24 protein-coding genes and 1 other RNA gene are annotated in these 23,946 nt (G+C 56.9%); 10 read left to right on the top strand and 15 right to left on the bottom strand.

Annotation, left to right across the window (positions count from 1 at the left end):
- Positions 1-84: 84 nt before the first annotated feature.
- The 3 genes from F8R23_RS20970 to F8R23_RS20960 are packed head-to-tail and all read left to right on the top strand — an operon-like array spanning position 85 to position 2,812.
- Positions 85-1,278, top strand: a complete 1,194-nt coding sequence (locus F8R23_RS20970) for an MFS transporter (RefSeq protein ID WP_129937820.1) — start codon at positions 85-87, stop codon at positions 1,276-1,278.
- Positions 1,279-1,290: 12 nt separating this feature from the next.
- Positions 1,291-2,319, top strand: a complete 1,029-nt coding sequence (locus F8R23_RS20965; protein WP_129937024.1) for an alpha/beta hydrolase — start codon at positions 1,291-1,293, stop codon at positions 2,317-2,319.
- 49 nt (positions 2,320-2,368) lie between these two features.
- Complete coding sequence (locus F8R23_RS20960) at positions 2,369-2,812, top strand: cyclophilin-like fold protein (RefSeq protein ID WP_165367308.1); 444 nt, start codon at positions 2,369-2,371, stop codon at positions 2,810-2,812.
- Between the two features lie 42 nt (positions 2,813-2,854).
- Here F8R23_RS20960 and araD read toward each other — a convergent pair whose 3' ends face one another.
- The 11 genes from araD to F8R23_RS20905 form a co-directional block, all read right to left on the bottom strand.
- The gene (gene araD / locus F8R23_RS20955) at positions 2,855-3,556 is read right to left on the bottom strand and encodes an L-ribulose-5-phosphate 4-epimerase (protein ID WP_129937025.1); all 702 of its coding nucleotides are present in this window, start codon (positions 3,554-3,556) and stop codon (positions 2,855-2,857) included.
- Positions 3,550-4,410, bottom strand: a complete 861-nt coding sequence (locus F8R23_RS20950) for an L-ribulose-5-phosphate 3-epimerase (protein WP_129937026.1) — start codon at positions 4,408-4,410, stop codon at positions 3,550-3,552. The genes araD and F8R23_RS20950 overlap by 7 nt, the downstream gene beginning before the upstream one ends.
- A gap of 1 nt (position 4,411) precedes the next feature.
- On the bottom strand, positions 4,412-5,068 hold the full coding sequence (gene ulaD, locus F8R23_RS20945) for a 3-keto-L-gulonate-6-phosphate decarboxylase UlaD (RefSeq protein ID WP_112347315.1): 657 nt from the start codon (positions 5,066-5,068) through the stop codon (positions 4,412-4,414).
- A complete protein-coding gene (locus tag F8R23_RS20940) occupies positions 5,065-6,555 on the bottom strand; it encodes an FGGY-family carbohydrate kinase (RefSeq protein ID WP_151415957.1) in 1,491 nt (496 codons plus the stop codon). The genes ulaD and F8R23_RS20940 overlap by 4 nt, the downstream gene beginning before the upstream one ends.
- Complete coding sequence (locus F8R23_RS20935) at positions 6,555-7,850, bottom strand: MFS transporter (RefSeq protein ID WP_129937028.1); 1,296 nt, start codon at positions 7,848-7,850, stop codon at positions 6,555-6,557. The genes F8R23_RS20940 and F8R23_RS20935 overlap by 1 nt, the downstream gene beginning before the upstream one ends.
- 109 nt (positions 7,851-7,959) lie before the next feature.
- Positions 7,960-8,430: a NanQ anomerase/TabA/YiaL family protein gene (locus tag F8R23_RS20930; RefSeq protein ID WP_129937029.1), complete on the bottom strand. Its 471-nt coding sequence runs from the start codon at positions 8,428-8,430 to the stop codon at positions 7,960-7,962.
- Between the two features lie 13 nt (positions 8,431-8,443).
- Complete coding sequence (yiaK, locus tag F8R23_RS20925) at positions 8,444-9,442, bottom strand: 3-dehydro-L-gulonate 2-dehydrogenase (protein ID WP_112347311.1); 999 nt, start codon at positions 9,440-9,442, stop codon at positions 8,444-8,446.
- Between the two features lie 256 nt (positions 9,443-9,698).
- Positions 9,699-10,559, bottom strand: a complete 861-nt coding sequence (locus F8R23_RS20920) for an SMP-30/gluconolactonase/LRE family protein (protein WP_129937031.1) — start codon at positions 10,557-10,559, stop codon at positions 9,699-9,701.
- 12 nt (positions 10,560-10,571) lie between these two features.
- Entirely contained in the window at positions 10,572-11,672 is a 1,101-nt protein-coding gene (locus F8R23_RS20915) for an ABC transporter substrate-binding protein (protein ID WP_129937032.1), read from the bottom strand.
- 15 nt (positions 11,673-11,687) lie between these two features.
- Positions 11,688-12,770 (bottom strand): ABC transporter permease, encoded by a 1,083-nt coding sequence (locus F8R23_RS20910; RefSeq protein WP_151415956.1) that lies wholly within the window; start codon positions 12,768-12,770, stop codon positions 11,688-11,690.
- A complete protein-coding gene (locus F8R23_RS20905; RefSeq protein WP_112347307.1) occupies positions 12,763-14,316 on the bottom strand; it encodes a sugar ABC transporter ATP-binding protein in 1,554 nt (517 codons plus the stop codon). Before F8R23_RS20905 ends, F8R23_RS20910 begins: the two co-directional genes overlap by 8 nt.
- 362 nt (positions 14,317-14,678) lie before the next feature.
- Here F8R23_RS20905 and F8R23_RS20900 point away from each other — a divergent pair, with 362 nt between their 5' ends.
- From F8R23_RS20900 to F8R23_RS20890, 3 genes are all read left to right on the top strand, one after another.
- Positions 14,679-15,497 carry an IclR family transcriptional regulator gene (locus F8R23_RS20900; RefSeq protein ID WP_129937034.1) on the top strand — a complete coding sequence of 273 codons (819 nt, stop codon included), beginning with the start codon at positions 14,679-14,681 and terminating at the stop codon, positions 15,495-15,497.
- Positions 15,498-15,620: 123 nt separating this feature from the next.
- On the top strand, positions 15,621-16,238 hold the full coding sequence (gene argO / locus F8R23_RS20895) for an arginine exporter ArgO (RefSeq protein WP_129937035.1): 618 nt from the start codon (positions 15,621-15,623) through the stop codon (positions 16,236-16,238).
- A gap of 123 nt (positions 16,239-16,361) precedes the next feature.
- A complete protein-coding gene (locus tag F8R23_RS20890) occupies positions 16,362-17,093 on the top strand; it encodes an oxidative stress defense protein (RefSeq protein ID WP_129937036.1) in 732 nt (243 codons plus the stop codon).
- Positions 17,094-17,142: 49 nt separating this feature from the next.
- Here the strand turns inward: F8R23_RS20890 and F8R23_RS20885 are convergent, their stop codons facing one another.
- The gene (locus F8R23_RS20885) at positions 17,143-18,036 is read right to left on the bottom strand and encodes a LysR family transcriptional regulator ArgP (protein ID WP_012146627.1); all 894 of its coding nucleotides are present in this window, start codon (positions 18,034-18,036) and stop codon (positions 17,143-17,145) included.
- A gap of 203 nt (positions 18,037-18,239) precedes the next feature.
- Between F8R23_RS20885 and rpiA the strand changes: the two genes are divergently transcribed.
- Together rpiA and serA are read left to right on the top strand one after the other, a co-directional pair.
- Entirely contained in the window at positions 18,240-18,896 is a 657-nt protein-coding gene (gene rpiA, locus F8R23_RS20880; protein WP_085118743.1) for a ribose-5-phosphate isomerase RpiA, read from the top strand.
- A gap of 302 nt (positions 18,897-19,198) precedes the next feature.
- Positions 19,199-20,437, top strand: a complete 1,239-nt coding sequence (gene serA, locus F8R23_RS20875) for a phosphoglycerate dehydrogenase (RefSeq protein WP_099065321.1) — start codon at positions 19,199-19,201, stop codon at positions 20,435-20,437.
- Between the two features lie 45 nt (positions 20,438-20,482).
- Here serA and F8R23_RS20870 read toward each other — a convergent pair whose 3' ends face one another.
- The 3 genes from F8R23_RS20870 to zapA form a co-directional block, all read right to left on the bottom strand.
- Positions 20,483-21,091 carry a 5-formyltetrahydrofolate cyclo-ligase gene (locus tag F8R23_RS20870; protein ID WP_129937037.1) on the bottom strand — a complete coding sequence of 203 codons (609 nt, stop codon included), beginning with the start codon at positions 21,089-21,091 and terminating at the stop codon, positions 20,483-20,485.
- A gap of 27 nt (positions 21,092-21,118) precedes the next feature.
- Positions 21,119-21,301: non-coding RNA, 6S RNA (ssrS, locus tag F8R23_RS20865), on the bottom strand.
- 41 nt (positions 21,302-21,342) lie between these two features.
- Positions 21,343-21,672: a cell division protein ZapA gene (gene zapA / locus F8R23_RS20860; protein WP_012146623.1), complete on the bottom strand. Its 330-nt coding sequence runs from the start codon at positions 21,670-21,672 to the stop codon at positions 21,343-21,345.
- A 320-nt stretch (positions 21,673-21,992) separates the two neighbouring features.
- Between zapA and F8R23_RS20855 the strand changes: the two genes are divergently transcribed.
- Complete coding sequence (locus tag F8R23_RS20855) at positions 21,993-22,571, top strand: YecA/YgfB family protein (protein WP_099065323.1); 579 nt, start codon at positions 21,993-21,995, stop codon at positions 22,569-22,571.
- A gap of 60 nt (positions 22,572-22,631) precedes the next feature.
- A complete protein-coding gene (gene pepP / locus F8R23_RS20850) occupies positions 22,632-23,945 on the top strand; it encodes a Xaa-Pro aminopeptidase (protein WP_112347303.1) in 1,314 nt (437 codons plus the stop codon).
- Position 23,946: the final 1 nt, after the last annotated feature.

Here is a 23,946-nt window from a genome sequence, read left to right as displayed (position 1 = left end):
CACATTTTGAGTCGCTATTCCGGTGAATAGCGTCCGCCCCCGGCTTGCCTGAATTTGGCCAGGGGAGCGTCAGAGAGGTTGATTATGTCCACATTGAGCCGTGAAATACTGCATAACCAAGAGCGCGCATGCTGGAGCGGCGTTTTTGCCATGACCCTGTGTGTGTTTGTGCTGATTGCATCGGAATTTATGCCGGTCAGCTTGCTGACACCCATTGCCAGGGACCTGGGCGTGACTGAGGGCTTGGCAGGGCAGGGTATTGCCATTTCCGGGGGGCTGGCGCTATTGACCAGCCTGACAATGTCCAGCGTTGTCGGAAATCTGAACCGTAAAGCTCTTCTGTTGGGGATGACGGTTCTGATGGCAATGTCGGGGATGATTATCTCCCTGTCCTCCAGCTACCTGGTCTATATGGTGGGGCGAGCGCTGATTGGTATCGCTATCGGGGGATTCTGGTCGATGTCCGCTGCGACCGCCATTCGCCTGGTCCCTCAGCGTCTGGTGCCACGCGCATTAGCCATTTTTAACGGGGGTAATGCGCTGGCTACCGTTGTGGCAGCACCTTTGGGTAGCTATCTGGGGGCAACCATCGGCTGGCGCGGGGCCTTTTTCTGCTTGTTGCCGGTGGCGATAGTGGCCTTCATCTGGCAGTGGTTCAGCCTGCCCTCAATGGCAGCCGATAAAGGTCGCCAGTCACGCGGCTCTATTTTTCGTCTGTTCAGCTACCCCGGTGTACCTACTGGCCTGTTGGCTTGTGGACTGTTCTTCATGGGCCAGTTCGCGCTATTTACCTACCTACGCCCGTTCCTTGAGACGGTGACCCGGGTCGATGTCAGCACCTTAACCCTCATTCTGCTCATCATCGGCGTGGCGGGTTTTATTGGCACACTGGTCATTGGCGCATTTTTGAAAGCCGGTTTTTACCCGACACTGATTGCCATTCCTCTGCTGATGGCGAGCATTGCCGGGATGTTGATCCTGGTCGGGCACAGCGTTTGGGTAGTTGCCCCCTTGCTGGGTATCTGGGGACTGATTGCGACTGCCGCACCAACCGGATGGTGGGCATGGGTCGCACGAACGCTGCCGAATGATGCGGAGGCGGGGGGCGGGCTGATGGTGGCAGCCATTCAGCTTGCCATAGCACTGGGATCCACCGCCGGTGGCTTTGCATTTGACCATCTCGGCTGGCAAAGCACATTTGCCCTGAGCGGCGGGTTGCTTCTCATCGCGGCCGCACTGACCTTTCTCACCGCACGTCAAAAACACAACACACATTAGAGGATTAGCTTCATGAAAAATATGACCCTGGCGCTGGGGCTGTTAATCAGCTCGTTCGCCGTCACTGCTGCCGATATGTCCAATGGCGCGGACAACTTCTACCAAAGCGATAAGGTCATACTGGAAAAAGTGACCTTCAAAAATCAGTACCAGATGAACGTCGTCGGCAATCTGTTTATTCCGAAAGAGATCAACCGTCATGTGAAAAATCCGGCGATCGTTATTGGCCACCCGATGGGCGCAGTGAAAGAGCAGAGTTCAAACCTGTACGCGCAAAAACTGGCGGAACAGGGGTTTGTGACGTTGGCGATTGATCTGTCATTTTGGGGGGAAAGTGAAGGTAAACCGCAGCACTTAATCTCGCCGGAAATCTATGCTGACGACTTCAGCGCGGCAGTCGATTACCTGAGCACGCAGTCGTATGTAGATCCAGAGAAAATCGGTGTGTTGGGTATTTGCGGCAGTGGCAGCTTTGTTATTAGCGCCGCCAAAATAGACCCTCGCATGAAAGCGATCGCCACGGTCAGCATGTACGATATGGGCTCAGCTTTCCGTAATGGACTGAATCATTCTCAGTCGTTAGCACAACGCCAGGCCTTTATTAAGTCTGCCATCGAACAGCGATTTGCCGAATTTAAAGGCGGCGCTACGGTTTACATCCCTGGAACGGTTAATAAGCTGGATGATTCTACACCGGCAATCCAGCGTGAATTCTTTGACTTCTACCGTACTGAGCGCGGCGGCTACACGCCTAAGGGCGATAAAGAGGAACTGACTACGAAGCCTGTGTTGAGCAGTATCGGCAAGTTTATGAATTTCTATCCGTTCAATGATATTGAAACCATTTCACCACGCCCAATGCTGTTTATTACTGGCGACCAGGCACATTCGAAAGAATTCAGTGAAGATGCGTATAAACGCGCCGGGCAGCCGAAGGAACTGTTTGTGGTTCCAGGGGCTGGCCATGTCGATCTGTATGACCGCACTGACCTGATCCCTTTTGCTAAGCTGACATCGTTCTTCAAGACTAACCTGAAATAATGACAAAAGCCGCGCCCGAAAAGGCGCGGCATATTTCGGAGGAGGTGGAATGAATAAACCGTGCTTTCTGTTACTTTGCCTGGTCGCGAATGGCCTGTTTCCCGTTTATGCCATTACCCCAGGTCAGACGGAAAAGGAAAATCCTATGACAATCAATATGAGTATCAATCAGCAGACATACGAAATTTCGTTGTCGGATACAGCGGCAGCCAAGGTTTTTGTTGAACAACTCCCTCTGACGCTCAACATGGAAGAGCTTAACGGCAATGAGAAATTTGCCGATCTCGATCATACCTTACCCACCCGCCAGAGCAGACCGGGAGCCCTCCATACAGGGGATCTGATGCTCTACGGCCACCAGACCCTGGTTCTTTTCTACGAAACGTTTCAGACATCCTACAGCTACACCCCCATTGGCAAGGTTATTGCGCCAGAGGGGCTGAAAAAGGCGGTAGGTGATAAAAACATTGCCGTGCACTTTTACCGCGATTAGAGAGTGTTAAGCCCCGAAAACCATCATGGGGCCCCGGCCAATCTACTGCCCATAGTAAGCATTCTTGCCATGCTTACGCAGGTAGTGTTTATCCAGCAGCGCGGGCTGCATGCTGCTGATGCCCGGCGTCAGCTGGCGCGAGAAAATCCCCATATAGGCAATTTCTTCCAGCACCACCGCGTTGTGCACCGCGCTGTGTGCGTCCTTGCCCCAGGCGAAGGGACCGTGTGAGTTGACCAGCACTGCCGGAATGGCGTTCGGGCTGATACCGCGGCGACGGAAGGTGTCGATAATCACCTTGCCGGTCTCCAGTTCGTAATCCTGCGCAATTTCGGCCTCGGTCATTAGCCGGGTGCAGGGAATGGCACCGTAGAAGTAGTCGGCGTGGGTAGTGCCCCAGGCGGGGATGTCCAGTCCGGCCTGCGCCCAGATGGTGGCGTGGCGTGAATGGGTGTGCACGATGCCGCCAATATCGGCAAATTCGCGGTACAGCGCCAGATGGGTGGCGGTGTCCGAAGAGGGCTTTTTGGTGCCCTCGACGGTTTGCCCACTGGTGAGATCGACCACCACCATGTCCCCGGCCGCCATGTGTTCATATTCCACGCCGGAAGGTTTGATTACCACCAGCCCGCGTTCGCGATCCACCGCGCTGACGTTGCCCCAGGTGAAGGTCACCAGATTGTGGCGCGGCAGGTCGAGGTTGGCTTCCAGTACCTGTTGTTTCAGTTGCGGCAGCGTTAGCATGTCATACCCCCTTGTTGCATTTTTTGTTCTATCCAACGGCGTGCCTGAACGATTTCGGCCACCGGTTCTTCGGCTTTTTCGGTCCACATTTCGATCAGGAAAGCACCGCGATAGTTAAGCTGTTTCAGCGTGCGGAACACGGTGACGAAGTCGACACAGCCTTCGCCAAACGGCACATCGCGGAACTGTCCTGGCGAGCTTTCGGTGACCGGATAGGTGTCTTTCAGATGGATAGCGGCGATGCGATCAATACCCAGCGCCAGCTCCTGCGCCACGTCATTGCCCCAGGCGCTGAGATTGCCGACGTCCGGATAGACCGTGAACCACGGCGATGCCAGGCAGGCGTCCCAGGCTTTCCACTTGCTGATCGAGTTCATAAACGCGGTGTCCATGATTTCCACTGCCAGCATCACCTGGGCGGCGGCGGCGCGTTCGACCGCCCATTGCATGCCTTCGGTAAAGCGGGCGAGGGTGCTTTCATCCTGCTGCTCGTAATAGACGTCATAACCGGCGAGCTGAATGGTGCGGATACCCACGTCCTTCGCCAGTTGAATCGCCTGTTCCATCACCTCGAAGGCGCGCTGGCGCAGCGCATCGTCATGACTGCCGAATGGAAAGCGGCGGTGGCCGGACAGGCACATCGACGGGATGCTGATACCGGTTTCCAGCATGGCGCTGACCAGCGACAGCCGCTGTTCCTTGCTCCAGCTCAGGCGTGCCAGTCGTTCGTCACTTTCATCCACCGACATTTCGACAAAATCAAAACCGCAGGCCTTGGCCAGCGCCAGCCGCTCGGGCCAGGTCAGGTGCTTCGGCAGGGCTTTTTCATAGATTCCCAACGGGTGCTGGCGCATATTAACTTCTCCAGATGTCATCAATGACGGTGCGGAACTGACCGGCGGCGGCCAGCGGATCGGCGGCCTCCGCCAGCGCCCGGCCGACGATAAAGGCGGTGACGGCGATGTCTTTAAACAGCGGTAAGTCGGTCGGTGTGATGCCACCGGTGACCGACAGCTCAATGCCCAGATCCGACAGGGCTTTCATCAGATCCAAATCTTGTGGGCTCCAGGTTTGCCCGCTGGCCTGCGCGTCGCGGCCACGGTGGTAGATCGCCTGGCGGATACCGAGTTCGCGCCACTGCCGGGCGTCGTCCAGCGTCCAGCGGCCGAACAGCTCAATCTGGATCTCCCCCTGGTGTTGTTGCGCCACTTCCAGCGCACTGGCCATGGTGGCTAACGGGGCGGCGCAGATCACCGTCATCCAGTTGGCGCCGTGGCTGAAGGCCTGCTGTGCCAGCGTGCCGCCGGCATCGGCCACTTTCAGGTCGGCCACCAGCGTATGTTGCGGGCAGCGTTCACGCAGCGCGCTCACCGCCTGAATACCGGCGCTGATGCATAAAATGGTACCGGCCTCGATGATGTCGACATGCGGTCGCAGGCGTTCTGCCGTCTGCAGGGCGGCGTCCAGCCGGGTGTGATCGAGCGCCAGTTGCAGGCGCGGTTTATTGCTCATAGAGCCTCCTGACCGGGTTGATTTAGCGTTTGCAGCGTTGCTACCAGCGCCTGATAACGCTGATATTTTTTACCGTAAGCCTCTGCTGTTGCGGTATCCGGCAGCACCCGTTCGATGCGCGGTGCCAGCGCTCGCTGGGCGGCAGTGAAATCACTGAATACGCCGCTGCCGACCATTGCCGCCATGGCCGCACCCAGGCAGCCGGTTTCTTCCACCTGCGGCAGTTCCACCGGCAGGCCGCTGACGTCGGCGAACATTTGCATCCAGGGGGCGGATTTGGCCGGGCCACCGGTGACGCGCAGCGCAGTAGCCGCAGGGAAGCGTTGCCGCATGCGGTTGAGGTGGGTCATATGGCAGAACACCACGCCTTCGTAAATTGCCTGCACCAGATGTTCGCGCTGGTGGAAGGCCTGCAGGCCATGGAAGCTGGCGCTCAGGCCCAATCCGGCGTTGGAGCCGTACAGGAAGGGAACAAACAGCAGGCTGCTGTCGGCCTTCGGCAGCGTTGCCACCCAGTCGTTGAGCTGGGCGTAGTCCTGCAGTCCCCATTGGCGGCAGAACCATTCCAGGTTGGCGGCCGAGGTCGGGCTGGCTTCGTGCACAATGTATTGATCGGCCTCGGCGTGGCGGCCATAGACAAACGGGTAGTCGAAACCTTCGGTGATTTTGTCGGTAATACCGCTGGTGACCGACCAGGTGCCCATTACTGCGTTGAGCCGCGTTTCGTCCCGTAACCCAGCGCACAGCGCGGTGGACACCACGTCGAACAGCCCGCCGACCACCGGCGTACCTGGCAATAGCCCGGTTGCCTTTGCAGCGGCGGCGTTGATCCGTCCGGCGATTTCGGCCGAACCGACAATCGGCGGCAGGGTGGGCATGATGTCGCCAATGCCCAGCAGCTGTGCCAGCGCCGGGTCATAGCGACCCTCTGCCATTTGGTAAAGATTGGATTCGGAGATATTGGTTTCTTCACAGGCCAACTCGCCGGTCAGGCAGTAGCGCAGGTAATCGTGCGCCATCAGCACGCTGCCAATCTGGCGATAACGTTCCGGCTGATGTTGTCGAACCCAACGCAGTAACGACACCGGGTGACCGGTCCACAGGGTTTGCCGGGTCTGCGGATACAGCGCTTGCGGCACGCCCTGTTTTTGCCATTCCTGCACCAGCGTCAGCGCGCGCTGATCGGAGGACAGCATGGCGTTGCCCAGCGGCAGACCTTGCTTGTCCAGCAGAAACGCGCCTTTGCCCTGCGCCGAGATGCCGACTGCCTGAATATCTCCGGCGGCAATCTGGTTGCGGGTCAGCAGCTCACGGATCACCTCGGCAGCGGTGTGCCACAGCGCGGGCATTTCCCGTTCCGCCCAGCCGGGCTGGGGCGAGATAATCTCCAGGTTGCGGCGAGCGATACCCAACTCAGCACCCTGACGGTCATACAGCCCAGCCTTGATAAAGGTGCCGCCGCAGTCCAGTCCCAGCCAATAGTCCATTATTCGGCCCTCGCACTTTGGTCGCATTTGTTCGGTAGCATCAGCGCCAGTACCGAGGCGATGGCCAGCGATACCGCCAGGCTGTAAACGCCGACGTCCTTGCTGAACAGGCTGATCAATACGCCGACCATATAGGGGCCACAGAAGCCGCCCAGATTGCCCAGCGCGTTGATCACACCGCGTGCGCCACCGGCCACTTCGGCGTTGAACAGTTTGGGCGGAATGGTCCAGAACACCCCGGCCGCCGCCTGGATGAATACGCCGCAGCCGACCAGCGCGGCATAGGACCACCAGATGTGATCCTTCAACAGTACCGACAGCGCCATACAGATGGCGAAGCAGGCCAGCGGCAGTGCGACGAAGATTTTGCGTTTACCGGTACGATCAGAAAGTGAGGAAATCACCAGCATGCCGAAGATGGCGCCGATATAAGGCAGGATCGCCAACATTCCCACCTGCTCCATATTGCCGTTGGTCAGCCCCTTGAGGATGGTAGGCAGCCACAGGGTGTAGCCATAAATCCCGGTTTGGTAGAAGAAGTTCACCAGGATCAGTTGCCACATGATCTTGTCGCCTAGTACCCGGCGCAGCGAGGCGTTGCGCACCGTTTTGCCTTTGATCAGCAGTTGTTCGTCATGCAGCGTTTTGATCAGGTAGTCTTTTTCCGCTGCTGAAATCCACCTTGCCTCCTGCGGGCGGTTGCTGATGGTGAAATACCACAGCACCATCACCACCAGCGACAGCGCGCCTTCCACCAGGAACAGCATGCGCCAGTCCCAGACGGTGATGATCCAGCCGGACAGCGGGGCGGTGAGAATACCGGCAATCGGCACGAACATGATGACGATGGCATTGGCGCGCCCGCGTTCCTTGTCCGGGAACCAGTTGCTGATCATGGTCAGCACCACCGGCAGCATGCCGCCCTCGGAGACGCCCAGGGCAAAGCGCAGGAACAGCAGTTGGTACTGGTTACTGACCAGCCCGGTCAGCACCGAAATGATCGCCCAGGCCAGCAGCGACCAGCCGATGAATTTTTTGCCGTTGCCGTACACCGCCAGCTTGCCGCCGGGCACCTGCAGGAACAGATAACCGATAAAGAAGATGCCGCCGGCCAGCCCGGCCATCGAGGCGGTGATACCCAGCTCGGCATCCATGCCGCCGGGCATGGCGAAGGCGATATTCACCCGGTCCATATAGGAAATGATGCAGGTAATCAGGATCGGCGGCACGATCCGCAACCAGCGTAATTTAGGGATCGCCTGGCCTTGAGTGACAGAAACAGAGGCAGTGTTCATATGTACACCTGTAGAGTCAGATTTTATTGTTTTGGTGGTTTAAGGCGTAGGGGCGCCCGCAACGGCCCGCAGGCCGATGTTTTTTTATCTTTAATTTCTTTGCTGTCGGTTAGGCGCTAAATAATTCCAGCGGTATTTTCACCACCACTTTACGAATAGCGCCGGGCTGTTGATTAATGCAGGCTGGGCGATGAACGTCCTGCGGGAAAAATACCGCAAAGTTACCGGGCTGCATGGTTAACCAGGATTCATCCGCGACCTCCTGATAAAAAATGATGTCGCGCTGCGCCAGTAACTCCTGGTGGATCAGGTTATCGCCGCGATCGGCTGCCACGCCGATCAATTCGGTGCCGCTGACCAGAAACTGCACATCGACATTTTTGCGGTGTACTTCGGGCCGCAGATCGCCCGGCTGTTGGGTGTGCAGATCCAGCACCTGCACCACGTAGCCGGTGGCGGGATCTTGATAGCGTCCGGCGGGCAGGGCGCCAAAGTCGGTACTTTGCAAATAGGCGATGGCGCTAGCCACCGGTGCCGGATACTGCTCCGGTGAGGTATGGGCGATATGGCCGAAGATCATGGTTATTCTCCTGTTACAGCGCCTGAATGCGCGCCCAGATGCGCTCATCCACCGGGATGCCGTCACGCATGTTTTCTGCATGAATGCGCGGGAATTTATGGCCCGGCAGGCGGATAGCCACTTCTGGGTTATCACGTTCGGCGCTGGTGATGTAGTCCATGATGCGCTGTAGTTTTGCATCGCGGGTGGCACCGTCGATCAGCCGTTCGATCTCAATGGCGATAAACACCTGCGACACGCCGTACTCATCGCGGTTGTCTTCGGTCACTTCCGCCACCGAAGAGCCGCCGGACAGCAGGGTGGCGATCATATCCAGCACGATAGACAGCGCCGATCCTTTCCAGTAGCCCATCGGCAGAATGCGCCGGTTTTCTTCAATGGTGGCGGGATCGCGCGTCAACTGTCCGTCATTGTCAAAGCCGCCGTCCACCGGCAGGGTTTTGCCCGCCAGCCGGTTCAGCTCCAGCGCGCCATAGGAGAACATCGACATCGACATATCCACCATGGTGATCGGGTTGCCCGGTACCGCCACGATCAACGGGTTGGTGCCGATACGGCACTCTTTGGCCCCCCAGGGCGGCATCACGGCTGCCGAATTGGTCCAGCAAATGCCGATATATCCTTTCTCCGCCGCTTGCCAGCCGTAGCCGCCACCGCGCATCCAATGGTTGGCGTTACGCAGGGCCACCAGGCCGATGCCGTGACTGTCGGCTAACTGCATGGCGCGATCCATCATTTTGCGGGCGGTGAGGTTACCGATGCCCTGATGGGCGTCCCACTGCTCAATGGCACCCAGCGACAGCAGCTTGCTGGGTTCGGCGTCCGGCACGATATCACCCGCGTCCAACTGTTGGATAAAGCGGGGGAAACGGTTAACGCCGTGGGAGTAAACGCCGCTGGCGGAGGTGTCGGCGAACATACCGGCACAGTCATCGGCGGTGGTTTCGGCCACGCCCCGCGCCAGTAGCACGCGTTTGAATTGCTGTTTCAGATCGGGGTAACTCACTCTCATGCTGATTCTCCGCTACGGCGCATTTGTTTGTTTTGTGTTCTTTAAATTTCATTATGCGAAATTGCATTTCAAATAAATGCTATACCTGCGGTTAGATGAAGTCAAAGCGAGGGGGGAGAAAGTTATTTATATAAAACAGTGTGTTAAATTAACTTGGTGAATTTGTGATCGGCGGCACGTTTTGGCCTGCTGGCGTGTTTCAGACGTGGCAAAGCAGAGCGGAACAGGCCCGCTCTGCGATCTTCATTTTTGCCCATTATCCGCGAGTATTCAGCACCATGCGGTATAACGAGGTAGTAGCGGTAATGTATAACTCATTGCCGTCCGGCCCGCCGAAGGTGCAGTTAGAGACGCGTTCCGGCAGATTGATTTTACCGAGCTGTTTACCCTGGTTGTCGAAGATCAGCACCCCGTCGGCACAGCTGCAAAACAGGTTTCCGGCCCTGTCGACACAAAAACCGTCCGGAAAACCGGGCGCAACCTGGGCAAAACGCCGACCGGCTTCCAGTTCGCGTCCGTTGACCTGATACACTCGCAGCTCACTGCGCCCGAGGGTCGGGAAATCGACGATCGACATGTCTGCCACATACAGCAGCGACTCATCCGGTGAGAACGCCAGGCCGTTCGGCCGTTGTAGATCGCTGGCGGCAATGTTCAGCGAGCCGTCGCGCGGGTCAAAACAGTACAGGTAGCAGCCGATCACCTGGCTTTCCGACCTGTAGCCCTCTTCATTACCGGTAATGCCATAGGGCGGATCGGTAAACCAAAGGGTGCCGTCGGAGCGAACCGCCAGGTCATTGGGGGAGTTGAAACGCTTGCCATCCACCCGATCGACCAGCATCTGTACCTCGCCGTTACTTTCAGTACGGCTGATGCCGCGCCGCCCATGCTCGCAACTGACCACCCGGCCTTCGGCGTCGCGCGCATTGCCATTGGCGTAGTGCGACGGGGAGCGCCACAGGCTCAGTTCCCCCTGTCGCGACCAGCGGAACATGCGGTTGCCCTTCACATCGCTGAACACCACCGCATCCTGCTGCGGCAGCCACACCGGCCCCTCGGCCCAAATGGCCGGTGAGCACAGGCGTTCAAGCGGGTGATCCGCCATCAGTTCAATCATGCTGACCTCCGCTTACTTCACGCCCCAAATGGCTTTGTAGTGGCCCTGATAATCATTCTGCGGGTCATACAGATTGCTGCTGCCACCGTCGGCAGTGATATTGTCGCGGGTCACCAGATGCGCCGGGGTAACGTAGCCGGAAGGCGGCTGTTTGGCGAAGGCGCGGTTGAACTCGTCCAGCAGCTGCCAGCCGTGCAGTTTGAGCGGTTCCGGTACCGTGGCCGACTGACTGCCCCCGGAACGGATGCGCTGGTAGGCAGAAATAGAGCCGTCGCCGGCAGAGATGCTGTAGGGCGCATTCTTGCCGCCTTTACCGGCGGTTTTCAGCGCCGGTGCCATGAAATCAAAATACAGATCGTTGATGGCTAGCGCGTACTGGAACTGGTCGCCGTATTTTTGCAGCAGGCTGAAGGTCATGGTTGGCATGCGGTTAGCGGTATCGGCCAGCGGGGTGTCAATAAACTCAACCACCTTGCAGCCGCTGCATTTACCGATTTCCTCTTTCATTACATTGGCCTTGTCCAACGCGATTTGGTACAGCGAATCGGTAAAGATCAGCACGCTGGCCTTGCCGCCGGACTGCACCACCGCATATTGGGCAGCGATGCGCGCCACTTCGTTGGAGTCGGAGGTGACATTGTAAAACACGTTGTACTTGGCGATCGGTCCCGGCTCAGGCACCGCATGCCAGGCGGCCAGCACTATTCCTTGCTGGATGGCTTTCTGCAGCGGGATCTTGGCCACGTTCGGGTTCCAGCCGCCAATAACGATGCCGTCCGGCTTCTGGGCAATCGCCTGGTTCAGCGACGCCAGCTGATCTTTTACCGAGCCGCCGCCGTCCAGGGTTTCCAATTTCCAGCCGGCCGCTTTCGCCGCTTCACTCAGTCCTTCCTGCACTCCCTGCACACCGCCGTTTTTCATGTCCGAAGCGATAAAGATGATTTTCTTGTTGGCCTGTAGCTTCGGTCCGCTGGTTGGCCCGTCCCATTGGGTCACGCTGGCAGTGGCCTTGGTGACCGCCGCCGTGGCTTGATCAAGATAGGCATCGGCCCAGGCGGATGAGGCCGCGCCGGCCAGCAGCAGGGTAGTCGGTAATATCCAAAGACGTTTCATAGGGTGAACTCCTGGTTAAGGATTGATCGCTTTTTGGTTATTTTTATCAGCCGGAGTGGCTGGGCTGCGTTGTACCGCTTTTTGATTGAGTAACCGGCGGCGCTGGGCATAACCCGCCAGGGTGATCGACAGCAACAGCGTCGCGCCGTTAAACAGCGGTTCGACCCAGAAATCGCCGCCGAATTGCTGGATACCGGCGATGCCGATGGCCAGAATGGCGATGCCGACTACGGTGCCCCAGACGTTAACCCGGCCGGGACGAATAGTGGTACTGCCGAGGAAGGCGCCAACCAGCGCCGGTAACAGGTAGTCCATGCCGACGCTGGCCTGGCCAACCCCTTGCTCGGCGGCGATCAACACTCCGCTAAAGCCGGTCAGCACGCTGGAGGCAATAAAGGCGCCGATGGTAAAGCGATTGACCGGAATGCCATTCAGCCGCGCGGCCGCCGGGTTACCGCCCACCGCGTACATGCAACGTCCCAGTGGGGTGTGTTCGGTGACCAACCACAGCACCACCGCGACGATCAACACGTAGAAGGCCACGATCGGGATCCCGCCGATCTCGGTGTGGTGCAGGGCGGTAAAGGCGTCAGGCAGATCGCCGACGATCTGTCGCCCGCCGGAGTGCCACAGCGCAATGGCGTACAGCACGGTGCCGGAGCCCAGGGTGGCGACAAAGCTGTCGATATCCGCCAGCGCCACCAGAATACCGTTCAACAGGCCGTACAGCGCGGAGAGTACCAGCACCGTCAGCACCGCCATCTGCCACGAAAAGCCGTATTCCACCTGCAGCGTGATGGCCAGGATATGCCAAAGCACGATGCCGAAGCCGACGTTAAGGTCAATCTTGCCGACGATCATCGGGATGGTCGCCGCCAGCGCCAGCAGGGCGATCTTGGCCTTGCTGGAGAGGATTGCCTGCAGCGTTAGCATTGAAGCGAACGAGGGGGAGATCAGCGAAAACAGGATCACCAGCGCAATGCACAGCAGCAGCAGGCCGTAGCGGGTGAGAACCTGCATCAGCCACGGGCCGGTACCGTCCTGTGACAGGCTGACTCTTTGCTCCAGTGCCGTTGATTTAACAGATGTTTTAGACATGACCCACCTCAGATTCTAACGTTGTCGCGAGGGTTTCCCCGGCGCTGGCGGAGGCCAGCTCCAATAAATTGGCGAATGACACCTGCTGATTTTTCAGCTCGCCGACCACTTTTCCCCGGTTAAACACCAGTGCGCGGTTGCAGATATGGGCGATCTCCTCAAAGTCGTTGGAGATCACCAATACCGCCACGCCGTCTTCCAGAGATTTATTTAACAGATGATAGATTTCTGCCCGTGCACCCACGTCTACGCCAGCGGTGGGGTCTTCCAGGATCAGCAGCGGGGCGCCCAGGTGCATCCAGCGCGCCATTACCACCTTTTGCTGGTTACCGCCGGACAGGGCGCTGATATCGATATTGACGTCCTTGGGCCGCACGTCGAACAGCTGTACTTTCCACCAACTGGCTCCAATCTCGGCCCGGCGGCTGTAGCGTGACAGCAGTTTGTGACCGCTGACCACAGGGTTGATAAACAGGTTTTCACGCACGCTCATCGACATCACCAGGCTTTCGCCGGTGCGATCCCCCGCAACCAGCGAGACGCCGCAGGCCATGGCTTGCTGTGGGCTGCTGGCGGTGTAAGGCAGATCGCGAAAGCGGATTTCGCCCTCATCGGCGTGACGCAGGCCGAACAGCAACCGGCCAATCTCTTCCTGACCGGCACCGCGCAGGCCGGCCAGCGCCAGCATTTCTCCGGGCTGCAGAGTGAAGCTGACCGGGCCGATATCGCCTACCGCCACGTTATTGAGCTGCAGCACCGGTGGGCGATCCTCCGGCAAGGGTTCGCGCTGATCGTCTGCCATCGCTTCACCCACGATCATCTGCACCAGATCGCGTAACGAATAGTCGGCAGTATTGCCGCCTGCCACGTAGCGGCCGTCGCGCATGACACACACCCGATCGGCGATCTCGATCACTTCATCCAGCCGGTGGGTGACGTAAATCATGCCGACCTTTTTGGCACGTAGCCGGTTAATTACCGCGAACAAATGGCGCACATCGTTGGCGGGCAAGGACGCGGTGGGTTCATCCAACACCAGCAGTTCGGCGTTAACCGCGACCGCACGGGCGATCGCCAGCAGCGATTTTTCGGTGCGCGACAGTTCGAAGACTCTGGCATCGGGATCCAACGCGATGCCGACATCCTGCAGTGCCTGAACGGCGCGGCGACGGTTGGCACGCCAGTCGATCAGGCCGAAGCGGCGTGGGAAACCCATCACCAGCGCCATATTTTCCGCCACCGTCATCCACTCGATCAGCCCGAGATCCTGATGAATAAAGGCAATAGGCTGGCGGTTGTCACTTTTTATTGCTGCGGCGGAGGCTATGCTGGCCCCTTGAAACTGAATATCGCCACCGTCGCGTGGGTAAACCCCGGCCAGTACTTTGATCAGCGTCGATTTGCCCGCACCATTTTCGCCCAGCAGGGCCAGGACTTCGCCCGGCATCACCTGCAGGCTGACGTCATTCACCGCGACGTTGCCGCCAAAGCGTTTAACGATATGGCTGAGGCTAAGAATGGGTTGTTCCGCATTATCTGGTGTCATGTGATGCGCCCCTGGTCCCTGCATCCGCGATCGACGAGATGCTGATTGATGGTTATATCGCCTTTAAATTTCAATATGCGAAATTCAATTTCAAAAATAATATGCCGATTGCCGATCTAAAGCAAAGCCGGAGAGGTTTTAATTGTCTTTTTAAAACAAGTGGTTATTTATATCTTTGCGGAATTGTGACGCACAACTCACTTCGGAAGTTAGCGGCATGTTGCGTATTTTTAACCTGCTACCGACAATGAAACGGCGTTCCGTCTTCACCTGATGCGGGCCTTGGGGTAACATTCCCGGCAAAGGGTCCGTTTACCACGCCGTGGCGTTGGCTGGCGGCTCGACACTGGAGAAATTGCGCTATGAGCCTGAAAGCTGTCGACGAGAAAGATGACAAGAAAGACAAACCCCTGGGTAGTCAAAGCCTGTTCCGCGGTTTGCAACTGATTGAGATCCTGAGCAACTTCCCTAACGGCTGCCCATTGGCGCACCTGTCTGAGTTGGCAGGCATGAATAAAAGTACCGTCCATCGCCTGCTGCAAGGGCTGCATACCAGCGGCTATGTCACCCAGGCCCCGTCGCCCGGCAGCTATCGCCTGACCACCAAGTTTATTTCTATCGGTCAGAAGGCGCTTTCCTCGCTGAATATTATCCATGTCGCTGCGCCGCACCTGGAGCAACTCAATCTGGAAGTGGGGGAGACGGTCAACTTCTCCAGCCGCGAAGACGACCACGTCATTTTGATCTACAAGCTGGAACCGACTACCGGCATGATGCGTACCCGTGCCTATATCGGCCAGCATATGCCGCTGTATTGCTCGGCGATGGGCAAGATTTTTATGGCCTACGGCAACAGCGATTATCCCGATCGCTACTGGCAAACCCATCAGCATGAAATTCAGACGTTGACGCGCAATACCATCACCGAGTTGCCGAAGATGTATGAGGAACTGGCCGATATTCGCAAGCAGGGCATGGCGATGGATCGCGAAGAGAATGAGCTGGGGGTGTCCTGCGTGGCGGCACCGGTATTTGATATTCAACAGCGGGTGCCTTATGCGGTGTCGGTCTCTTTGCCGACCGCCAAACTGCAACAGATTGGTGTCAAAGCCCTGATTAAGCCGGTGCTGGCGACCGCACAGCGTATTTCTCAGGAACTGGGGTTTGTTACTCCGGCCTGACTATTAGCATTGCTGATAGTTGATTAGAAATATCAATTTCACCTAATAATTTTTTCCTCCTATGATGCGCGTATTGACCGATACGCGCCGCTGCCCGGCGCTCTTTTCTCTGTGAGGAATACCATGCTAGCTGTCTTTTTACAGGGCTTTGCCCTGAGTGCCGCGATGATCCTGCCGCTGGGCCCGCAAAATGTTTTTGTCATGAATCAGGGCATTCGCCGTCAGTACCACCTGATGGTCGCGTCGCTGTGTGCGTTGAGCGACATCGTGCTGATCTGCGGGGGGATTTTCGGTGGCAGTGCCTTGCTGAGCCGCTCGCCGCTGCTGCTGGCGCTGGTGACCTGGGGTGGGGTAGCCTTTCTGCTGTGGTACGGCTGGGGAGCCTTTCGTACCGCATTTAGCCGGCAACTGGCGCTGGCGACGGCCGAAGAGCTGAAGCAAAGCCGCTGGCGGCTGGTGGTTACCATGCTGGCGGTGACCTGGTTGAATCCGCATGTCTATCTCGACACCTTTGTGGTGCTGGGAAGTTTGGGAGGGCAACTGACGCCGGACGTACGTTCCTGGTTTGCACTGGGGGCGGTGAGTGCTTCCATCGTTTGGTTCTTCGCCCTGGCGCTGTTGGCTTCCTGGCTGGCGCCGTGGCTGAAAACCCAAATGGCGCAGCGCATCATCAATACGCTGGTCGGCGTGGTGATGTGGGGCATCGCTTTGCAGTTGGCCTGGCAGGGGGCAGGTTTATAAGAATTTGTCACTAATCCGAATTCAAAAGCCCGCGCGATATGCTACGTTTGATGCCAAGGAACCGGTTGTTCTCAGAAGAGAAAGGCCGGTAAATCAGTTACAGCCTGTCATCAAGGAGACACTGTGAAGCTTAAAGCATTGGCTATGGCCGCAATGGTTGGATTAGGGACGTTACCTCTGGCGCTGCAAGCGGCAGAAGTGCCGGAAGGGCCACACGTGGTGACCTCGGGCACATCCAGCGTTGACGCGACGCCTGATATCGCCACCCTGGCGATCGAGGTCAGCGTTTCATCCAAAGACGCCGCCCAGGCGAAGAAGCAGGTTGATGAGCGCGTAGCGCAATATTTTGATTTCCTGCAGAAAAACAATATTGAGAAGAAAGACATCAGCGCCGCCAACCTGCGCACCCAGCCGGAATATGATTACCTGAAAACCGGTGAGTCAGTGCTGAAAGGCTACCGTGCCGTTCGTCAGGTGCAGGTGACATTGCGCCAGTTGGACAAGCTGAACGAGCTGCTGGACGGGGCGTTGAAATCCGGTCTCAATGAGATCCGTTCCGTTGAGCTGGGTGTGGCAAAACCGGATGTTTACCGGGAGCAGGCGCGTCAGAAGGCTATCGAGAACGCAACTCAGCAGGCCGCGTCTCTGGCGAAAGGCTTTAACGCCAAGCTGGGGCCGGTATACAGCATTCGTTACCATGTCGCCAACTACCAGCCGATGCCGGTAGCACGCATGTATAAATCCGCGGGGGCGGCAGCGGAAAGCGATGCGGCGCAAACCTACGAACAGCAAAGCATTCACTTTGACGATCAGGTGGATGTAGTGTTTGAGTTGCAGCGCAACGCGGCACAGTAACGCAGGTGGGTTTCAGTAAAAAAGGTTCGCCGCGGCGAACCTTTTCTATTTAATCCTGGCGTAGAACCTGGCGGCCGTGCTCCAGCAGGGCATCGGTCACTTTACGCATCATGCGGCTCTCCGGCGCGAAGCGGTGCCAGAACAGCATGCGGCGCTGGAACAGACCCGGCGTCAGATCGATCAGTTCGCCCGAAGCCAACTCCTTCTCAATCTGCAGATGCGGGATCATACAGCAGGTGGTGCCCTGGCGTGCCAACTGCACGAAGGCTTCCGACGAGTTCACGATATGGCAGGGCACGCTCCCCGGCGACAGATCAAAGTTCTGCTGCAGGAAAGCCTGGTGCATGTCGTCGAGATGATCGAACGCCACCGCCGGCGCTTTTAGCAGCGCGGAGCGCGTAACCCCGTTCGGGAAGTAACGCTCGGCAAAACCCTTCGAGGCGACAAACAAATAGTCCAGCGCGCCCAGTTGATCCACCAGGCAGCTTGGCAGCGGCTGTGGCTGGATACTCACAGCGCCAACCACTTCACCCCGGCGCAGACGTTCCTGAGTGCGGGTTTCGTCTTCTACCTGCAGGTTCAGGCGGATAGGGGAATCTGTCAGCACCGGTTTCAATGCCGGTAGCAGCCAGGTCGCCAGGCTGTCGGCGTTAACTGCCAGCGACAGCAGCAGCGGCGTATCAATGCCGGTGTCGTTGCCCAGCCACTCTTCTTCCAGCAATTCCACCTGGTGCAGCAGCGCCAACAGCTTCTGGCCCTGTTCGGTCGGACGTGGCGGCACGGTACGTACCAGCAGCGGTTGGCCAAACAGGTTTTCCAACTGCTTGATGCGCTGGGATACTGCCGATTGTGTGATGCAAAGTTTTTGCGCGGCGCGCTCAAAGCCACGCTCACGGATCACCGCGTCCAGCGCTTGCAGCGTTCGATAGTCTGGGCGTTTCATCGGAAAGATATCCCTTAAAGTAAATTGATACAGGCACTATGCCACATCTCTGGTGTATTACAGGTGGAAAATCACAGGGCCATCTTGCCGCACTGCGCCTAAAAATGCGGCTCAGGGTGAAGAAGTGTGATCCTGCCTAAGTGAAAAATAGCGATTTACCCTATAATACGCACACGTTTTCGTACAGAGGCAATGGACATATTATGACGCAGGATGAACTGAAAAAAGCGGTTGGCTGGGCAGCGCTGGATTACGTGACCCCGGGCACCATCGTCGGGGTGGGTACCGGCTCGACCGCCGCCCACTTTATTGACGCGCTCGGCTCGATCAAACACCAGATCGAAGGCGCGGTGTCCAGCTCCGACGCCTCCACTGCCAAGCTGAAAAGCCTCGGCATCCACGTGTTCGACAGCAACGAAGTGGACTCGCTGGATATTTATGTCGACGGTGCGGATGAAATCAACCGCCAGATGCAGATGATCAAAGGTGGCGGCGCTGCGCTGACGCGTGAAAAAATCATTGCCGCCATCGCGCGCAAGTTTATCTGTATTGTCGACTCCACCAAGCAGGTCGACGTGCTGGGTAAATTCCCGCTGCCGGTAGAAGTGATCCCAATGGCGCGCTCCTACGTGGCGCGTGAGCTGGTGAAGCTGGGCGGACTGCCGGAGTATCGTCAGAATGTCCTGACTGATAACGGCAACGTGATCCTGGATGTGCATAATCTCAGCATTCTTGATGCCATTGCGCTGGAAAATAAAATCAACGGCATCGCCGGTGTAGTGACCGTGGGGCTGTTTGCCAACCGTGGCGCCGACGTGGCGCTGGTCGGTACGCCTGATGGCGTGAAGGTCATCGGATAATGTAGAGTCCTCTACAGGTATGCGGTCTTGGATCCCACCGGGCCGCATAATTCACTGGTTAAAATATCTTTTATTAAAAGCGCTAAATTTGGTGACATATGTCACATTACGAGCGATAGCTCCACGAAGCTTCTGCCTATTTCTTTCCCTATGGCATTTTCTGCCAGAAACCAGCAACAACGCTGAGCCTTGTCCTGACGGGCGGGCAATCGTTTGTATTGCCGCCTGCGTTATTTTTGTTATGTTGGATGCGTGCTGTTTCACAACAGCCGCTTCTGAAGTCTGAACATAGGGTCGGGTAAATGGCAAAAGTATCATTGGAGAAAGACAGGATTAAATTCCTGTTGGTGGAAGGGGTTCATCAGAGCACGGTAGATAATCTGCTGGCAGCCGGATATACCAACATTGAATATCACAAAGGTGCGTTAGACACCGAATCGCTTAAGGCATCGATCCGCGATGCTCACTTCGTCGGCATCCGATCGCGTACGCATCTGTCCGAAGAAGTTTTCGCCGCTGCAGAAAAGCTGGTGGCGGTAGGGTGTTTCTGTATCGGTACTAACCAGGTTGATCTGAAGGCGGCGACCAAGCGCGGCGTTCCGGTGTTTAACGCACCTTTCTCTAATACCCGATCCGTGGCCGAAATGGTGCTGGGCGAGTTGCTGCTGATGCTGCGCGGCATTCCGTCCGCCAACGCCAAGGCACACCGCGGTGAATGGCAGAAACTGGCCGTGGGCTCGTTTGAGGCGCGCGGCAAGAAGCTGGGGATTATCGGCTACGGTCATATCGGCACTCAGTTGGGTATCCTGGCCGAAGGCCTGGGCATGAAAGTGTTCTTCTACGATATCGAGAACAAGCTGCCGTTGGGCAATGCCCAACAGGTACGCCACCTGTCCGATTTGCTCAACATGAGCGACGTAGTGACGCTGCACGTGCCGGAAACCCTGTCGACCAAGAATATGATGGGCGCAGAAGAGCTGGCATTGATGAAGCCGGGCTCGATTCTGATCAACGCCTCGCGCGGTACCGTGGTGGACATTCCTGAACTGTGCAAAGTATTGGCCAGCAAGCATTTGGCCGGTGCGGCAATCGACGTCTTCCCGGAAGAACCTGCGACCAACAGTGAGCCGTTCAACTCACCGTTGTGCGAGTTCGACAACGTGATCCTGACCCCGCACATTGGCGGTTCGACTCAGGAAGCGCAGGAGAACATCGGTGACGAAGTGGCCGGTAAGCTGGCGAAATACTCCGACAACGGTTCGACCCTGTCGGCGGTTAACTTCCCGGAAGTGTCACTGCCGGCGCATGGCCCGAATGCCAGCCGTCTGCTGCATATCCATGAAAACCGTCCTGGCGTACTGACGCAGATTAACCAGATCTTCGCTGAAGAAGGGGTGAACATCGCCGCGCAGTATCTGCAAACCGGTCCGGAAATCGGCTATGTGGTGATCGACATCGAAGCTGAAACTGAACGTGCCGATGCGGCACTGCAACGTATGAAGGCGATTGCCGGCACTATCCGTGCTCGCTTGCTGCTCTGATTGAACGCGTTGTAACAACCAAGGCCGGATTTATCCGGCCTTTTGCTATTCGGCTATCCGCCATACCCAATTCTGCGATGGGGTAACGATCTCCGGCAGCGGGATATCCCAATGTTCCACCGGCAGCTGTTCCACCTGCTGGCAGTCATGTGCCAACCCGATCGGGTAGGGGCCGAGATGTTGCCAGTTTTGCAAAGTGCGATCGTAAAAACCTCCCCCCATCCCCAAACGCTGACCCGTACTGTCAAACGCCACCAGTGGCGTCAGCACTACGTCGAGTGAGCCGACCGGCAAGACATTGCGCACATCGAGCTGTGGCTCAAGGATATTGAAGCGGTTGTTAACCAGCGGCGTTTCCGGGGTGTAGCGCAGGAACAGCAGATTGCCGGGGCTAAACGGGTGCAACACCGGTAGATAAACCTGTTTGCCTTGCTGCCATAACCGTTCAATCAGCGGACGGGTATCGAGCTCGCCATCGAACGACAAAAACACCGCAATGCTTTGTGCCGCCTGGATGCGCGGATGCGCAGCGATGCGTTCAGCCGTCTGCAGGGCGAAATTATTTTGTTGTTCGGGTGTTAAGGCGCGTCGAAGTTGACGGATTTGGTTTCGGATGTTTTGCCGCTGTTGGGCATATTGGGCTTGAAAAGACATAGTCAGCACACTTACCGCTGAGGAAGGGGAATCTCCGAGATGCCGTCGCAGGCTGTAACCCTTGAACCCATGGTTCAAGGTGAACGTGCTGTCGCAATCTTAAGGCTTCTCGGCGGGCCGAGCATGCACACCGATCGCGGATCATCACATTCTGTTGGTACTAATTATCGGCTCAGGGGACTGGCCCGCTGGCGAACATCTCAGAGAAATTTTTTACTCATTGCCAAAATCCAGGATTTCAGCAACTTAAGTTATTCGAATTGTGCATCCTGACGTTCAGAGATGCGACCTTGTTCAAGCAAAGCCTGTTCAATGGTCTGTTGTAGCATGCGAATGCGTTGTTCCATATTGGACGCATAATCACGGGTTTTCAACCGTTCTTGAGCAAGTTCGTGACAAACATTCAATGCTGCGATGAAAACGAGCTGCTCAGTATTTGTGACTCTAGTGCGAACTTTAAGATCTTGCAACCGTTCGTTAAGATCGACCGCTGCCATGTTCAACGCATCTTGTTGTTCTGGCGGGCAATTGACTCTTAAAGAGCGACCAAAAATTTGAATATCTACCGGTTGTGCAGACATGCCACCTTCCTGCCTAAATTTCGCGCCAGCCCCAGTCTACCCTTACCGGGCCACCAAAGCGGGCGCCACTATATATACCTCGGTACCAAGATACAACCCCTTTTTCAGTACCTGGTTGTAATCTACCGCGACAGACATTACCAGTCAAAAAAGGGTTTCAAAATGCGTATTTAGCTTCATTTTGTTCCCTGCCGGTACTGTGTTAATTCTGACACATCACGATTATAACTAGCCACTGAGGTGTCGTGCTTATCTGGCACAGCGACGGACCTTGGTGGTAGCATAACACGAACTTATCCTGCCAACGATGACGAATGCGCATGTCTATACAGAATACATTTCCAAGTTACCAATCTTTGACCCTTGCCCTTAACCAGCAAGCGGTGGCGTTGACCGCAGCAGAAATGCACGGCCTGATCAGTGGCCTGTTGTGCGGTGGCAGCCGCGATGCCGGCTGGCAATCGCTGGTCTATGATCTGACAAACGAAGGCGTGGCCTTCCCGCAGGCGCTAAGCTTGCCACTTCAGCAACTTCATGAAATTACGCGTGAAACGCTGGAAGACGACGATTTCATGTTCCAACTGATGATGCCGGAAGGCGAAACGGTCAGCGTGTTTGATCGCGCCGACGCGCTGAGCGGCTGGGTGAACCACTTCCTGCTCGGACTCGGTATGATGCAGCCGAAACTGGCCCAGGTGAAAGACGAGCTGGGTGAGGCGATCGACGATTTGCGCAACATCGCCCAACTCGGTTATGAAGAAGATGAAGACCAGGAAGAGCTTGAGCACTCTCTGGAGGAAGTGGTGGAGTATGTGCGGATGGCGGCCATTTTGTGCCACACCGAATTTACTCGCCGCAAGCCGACGGCGCCGGAAAATGCCAAACCGACCTTGCACTAAACATCCTATTTCACGTCCTTGAGGCCGTGAGCACAGGCAGATTGATTTCAGGAGAAGGTGATGACTCAGCAGGAATTCAACAACCGCCGTCAGGCGCTGTTGGCGAAAATGGCTCCGGCCAGCGCGGCGATTATTTTCTCTGCGCCGGAAGCAACGCGCAGTGCCGATACCGAATATCCTTACCGTCAGAACAGCGATTTCTGGTACCTGACCGGCTTCAACGAGCCGGGCGCGGTATTGATTCTGGTGAAGAGTGACGAGACGCATAACCACAGCGTGCTGTTCAACCGGGTGCGCGATCTGACGGCGGAAACCTGGTTTGGCCGCCGTCTGGGCCAAGAGGCTGCTCCGGCGACGCTGGGTGTGGACCGCGCGCTGCCGTTCGATGAAATCAACGACCAATTGCCCCTGCTGCTCAATGGCCTGGACGTGATCTACCACGCGCAGGGCCAATACGACTATGCCGATCAAATCCTGTTTGCTGCGCTGGACAAGCTGCGCAAGGGTTTCCGCCAGAACCTGCAGGCACCGGCAACTCTGACCGACTGGCGTCCGTGGCTGCATGAAATGCGTCTGTTCAAGTCATCGGAAGAGATGGTGATTATGCGTCGCGCCGGTGAGATCAGCGCGCTGGCCCATACCCGTGCAATGCAGAAATGCCGTCCCGGCATGTTCGAATATCAGCTCGAGGCGGAAATTCATCATGAGTTTACCCGCTTCGGTGCCCGCTACCCGTCTTACAACACCATTGTCGGTGGCGGTGACAACGCCTGTATCCTGCACTACACCGAGAACGAAAGTGAATTGCGCGATGGCGATTTGGTGCTGATCGACGCCGGCTGCGAGTATAAAGGCTATGCTGGCGACATCACCCGTACCTTCCCGGTCAACGGCAAATTCAGCCGACCGCAGCGCGCGGTGTATGACATCGTGCTGGCGTCGTTGCAACGGGCGCTGGAAATGTTCAAACCGGGCATCAGCATTCGTGTGGTCAACGATGAGGTAGTACGCATCATGATTACCGGGATGGTGGAGTTGGGGATCCTGAAAGGCGAAGTCGAGCAGTTGATTGCCGAACAGGCACATCGTCCGTTCTACATGCATGGCCTGGGTCACTGGCTGGGGCTGGATGTGCATGATGTCGGCCATTACGGTACGCCAGATCGCGACCGTACGTTGGAACCGGGTATGGTGCTGACCGTCGAACCGGGGCTGTACATTGCGCCGAATGCTGATGTGCCGGAAGAATATCGTGGCATGGGCATTCGTATTGAAGACGACATCCTGATCACCGCCACCGGCATTGAGAATCTGACGGCCAGCGTAGTGAAAGATGCAGACGCCATCGAAGCACTGATGGCGGCGGCAAGGTAAC

The organism is Serratia proteamaculans (genome assembly GCF_008830365.1).
Taxonomy (GTDB): Bacteria; Pseudomonadota; Gammaproteobacteria; order Enterobacterales; family Enterobacteriaceae; genus Serratia; species Serratia proteamaculans.
Note: the sequence above shows the minus strand (reverse complement) of the source record. Positions and strands in the feature narration are given on the sequence as shown.

Coding starts and splice junctions, on each gene's coding strand:
- ulaD (WP_112347315.1), bottom strand. CDS start 5,068: ATGAGCAATAAACCGCGCCTGCAACTGGCGCTCGATCACACCCGGCTG.
- F8R23_RS20885 (WP_012146627.1), bottom strand. CDS start 18,036: ATGAAACGCCCAGACTATCGAACGCTGCAAGCGCTGGACGCGGTGATC.
- araD (WP_129937025.1), bottom strand. CDS start 3,556: ATGCTAACGCTGCCGCAACTGAAACAACAGGTACTGGAAGCCAACCTC.
- F8R23_RS20940 (WP_151415957.1), bottom strand. CDS start 6,555: ATGGACTATTGGCTGGGACTGGACTGCGGCGGCACCTTTATCAAGGCT.
- argO (WP_129937035.1), top strand. CDS start 15,621: ATGCTAGCTGTCTTTTTACAGGGCTTTGCCCTGAGTGCCGCGATGATC.
- F8R23_RS20930 (WP_129937029.1), bottom strand. CDS start 8,430: ATGATCTTCGGCCATATCGCCCATACCTCACCGGAGCAGTATCCGGCA.
- F8R23_RS20905 (WP_112347307.1), bottom strand. CDS start 14,316: ATGACACCAGATAATGCGGAACAACCCATTCTTAGCCTCAGCCATATC.
- F8R23_RS20855 (WP_099065323.1), top strand. CDS start 21,993: ATGTCTATACAGAATACATTTCCAAGTTACCAATCTTTGACCCTTGCC.
- F8R23_RS20970 (WP_129937820.1), top strand. CDS start 85: ATGTCCACATTGAGCCGTGAAATACTGCATAACCAAGAGCGCGCATGC.
- F8R23_RS20950 (WP_129937026.1), bottom strand. CDS start 4,410: ATGCGCCAGCACCCGTTGGGAATCTATGAAAAAGCCCTGCCGAAGCAC.
- F8R23_RS20960 (WP_165367308.1), top strand. CDS start 2,369: ATGAATAAACCGTGCTTTCTGTTACTTTGCCTGGTCGCGAATGGCCTG.
- F8R23_RS20870 (WP_129937037.1), bottom strand. CDS start 21,091: ATGTCTTTTCAAGCCCAATATGCCCAACAGCGGCAAAACATCCGAAAC.
- yiaK (WP_112347311.1), bottom strand. CDS start 9,442: ATGAGAGTGAGTTACCCCGATCTGAAACAGCAATTCAAACGCGTGCTA.
- F8R23_RS20965 (WP_129937024.1), top strand. CDS start 1,291: ATGAAAAATATGACCCTGGCGCTGGGGCTGTTAATCAGCTCGTTCGCC.
- F8R23_RS20915 (WP_129937032.1), bottom strand. CDS start 11,672: ATGAAACGTCTTTGGATATTACCGACTACCCTGCTGCTGGCCGGCGCG.
- pepP (WP_112347303.1), top strand. CDS start 22,632: ATGACTCAGCAGGAATTCAACAACCGCCGTCAGGCGCTGTTGGCGAAA.
- F8R23_RS20900 (WP_129937034.1), top strand. CDS start 14,679: ATGAGCCTGAAAGCTGTCGACGAGAAAGATGACAAGAAAGACAAACCC.
- serA (WP_099065321.1), top strand. CDS start 19,199: ATGGCAAAAGTATCATTGGAGAAAGACAGGATTAAATTCCTGTTGGTG.
- F8R23_RS20920 (WP_129937031.1), bottom strand. CDS start 10,559: ATGATTGAACTGATGGCGGATCACCCGCTTGAACGCCTGTGCTCACCG.
- F8R23_RS20935 (WP_129937028.1), bottom strand. CDS start 7,850: ATGAACACTGCCTCTGTTTCTGTCACTCAAGGCCAGGCGATCCCTAAA.
- zapA (WP_012146623.1), bottom strand. CDS start 21,672: ATGTCTGCACAACCGGTAGATATTCAAATTTTTGGTCGCTCTTTAAGA.
- rpiA (WP_085118743.1), top strand. CDS start 18,240: ATGACGCAGGATGAACTGAAAAAAGCGGTTGGCTGGGCAGCGCTGGAT.
- F8R23_RS20910 (WP_151415956.1), bottom strand. CDS start 12,770: ATGTCTAAAACATCTGTTAAATCAACGGCACTGGAGCAAAGAGTCAGC.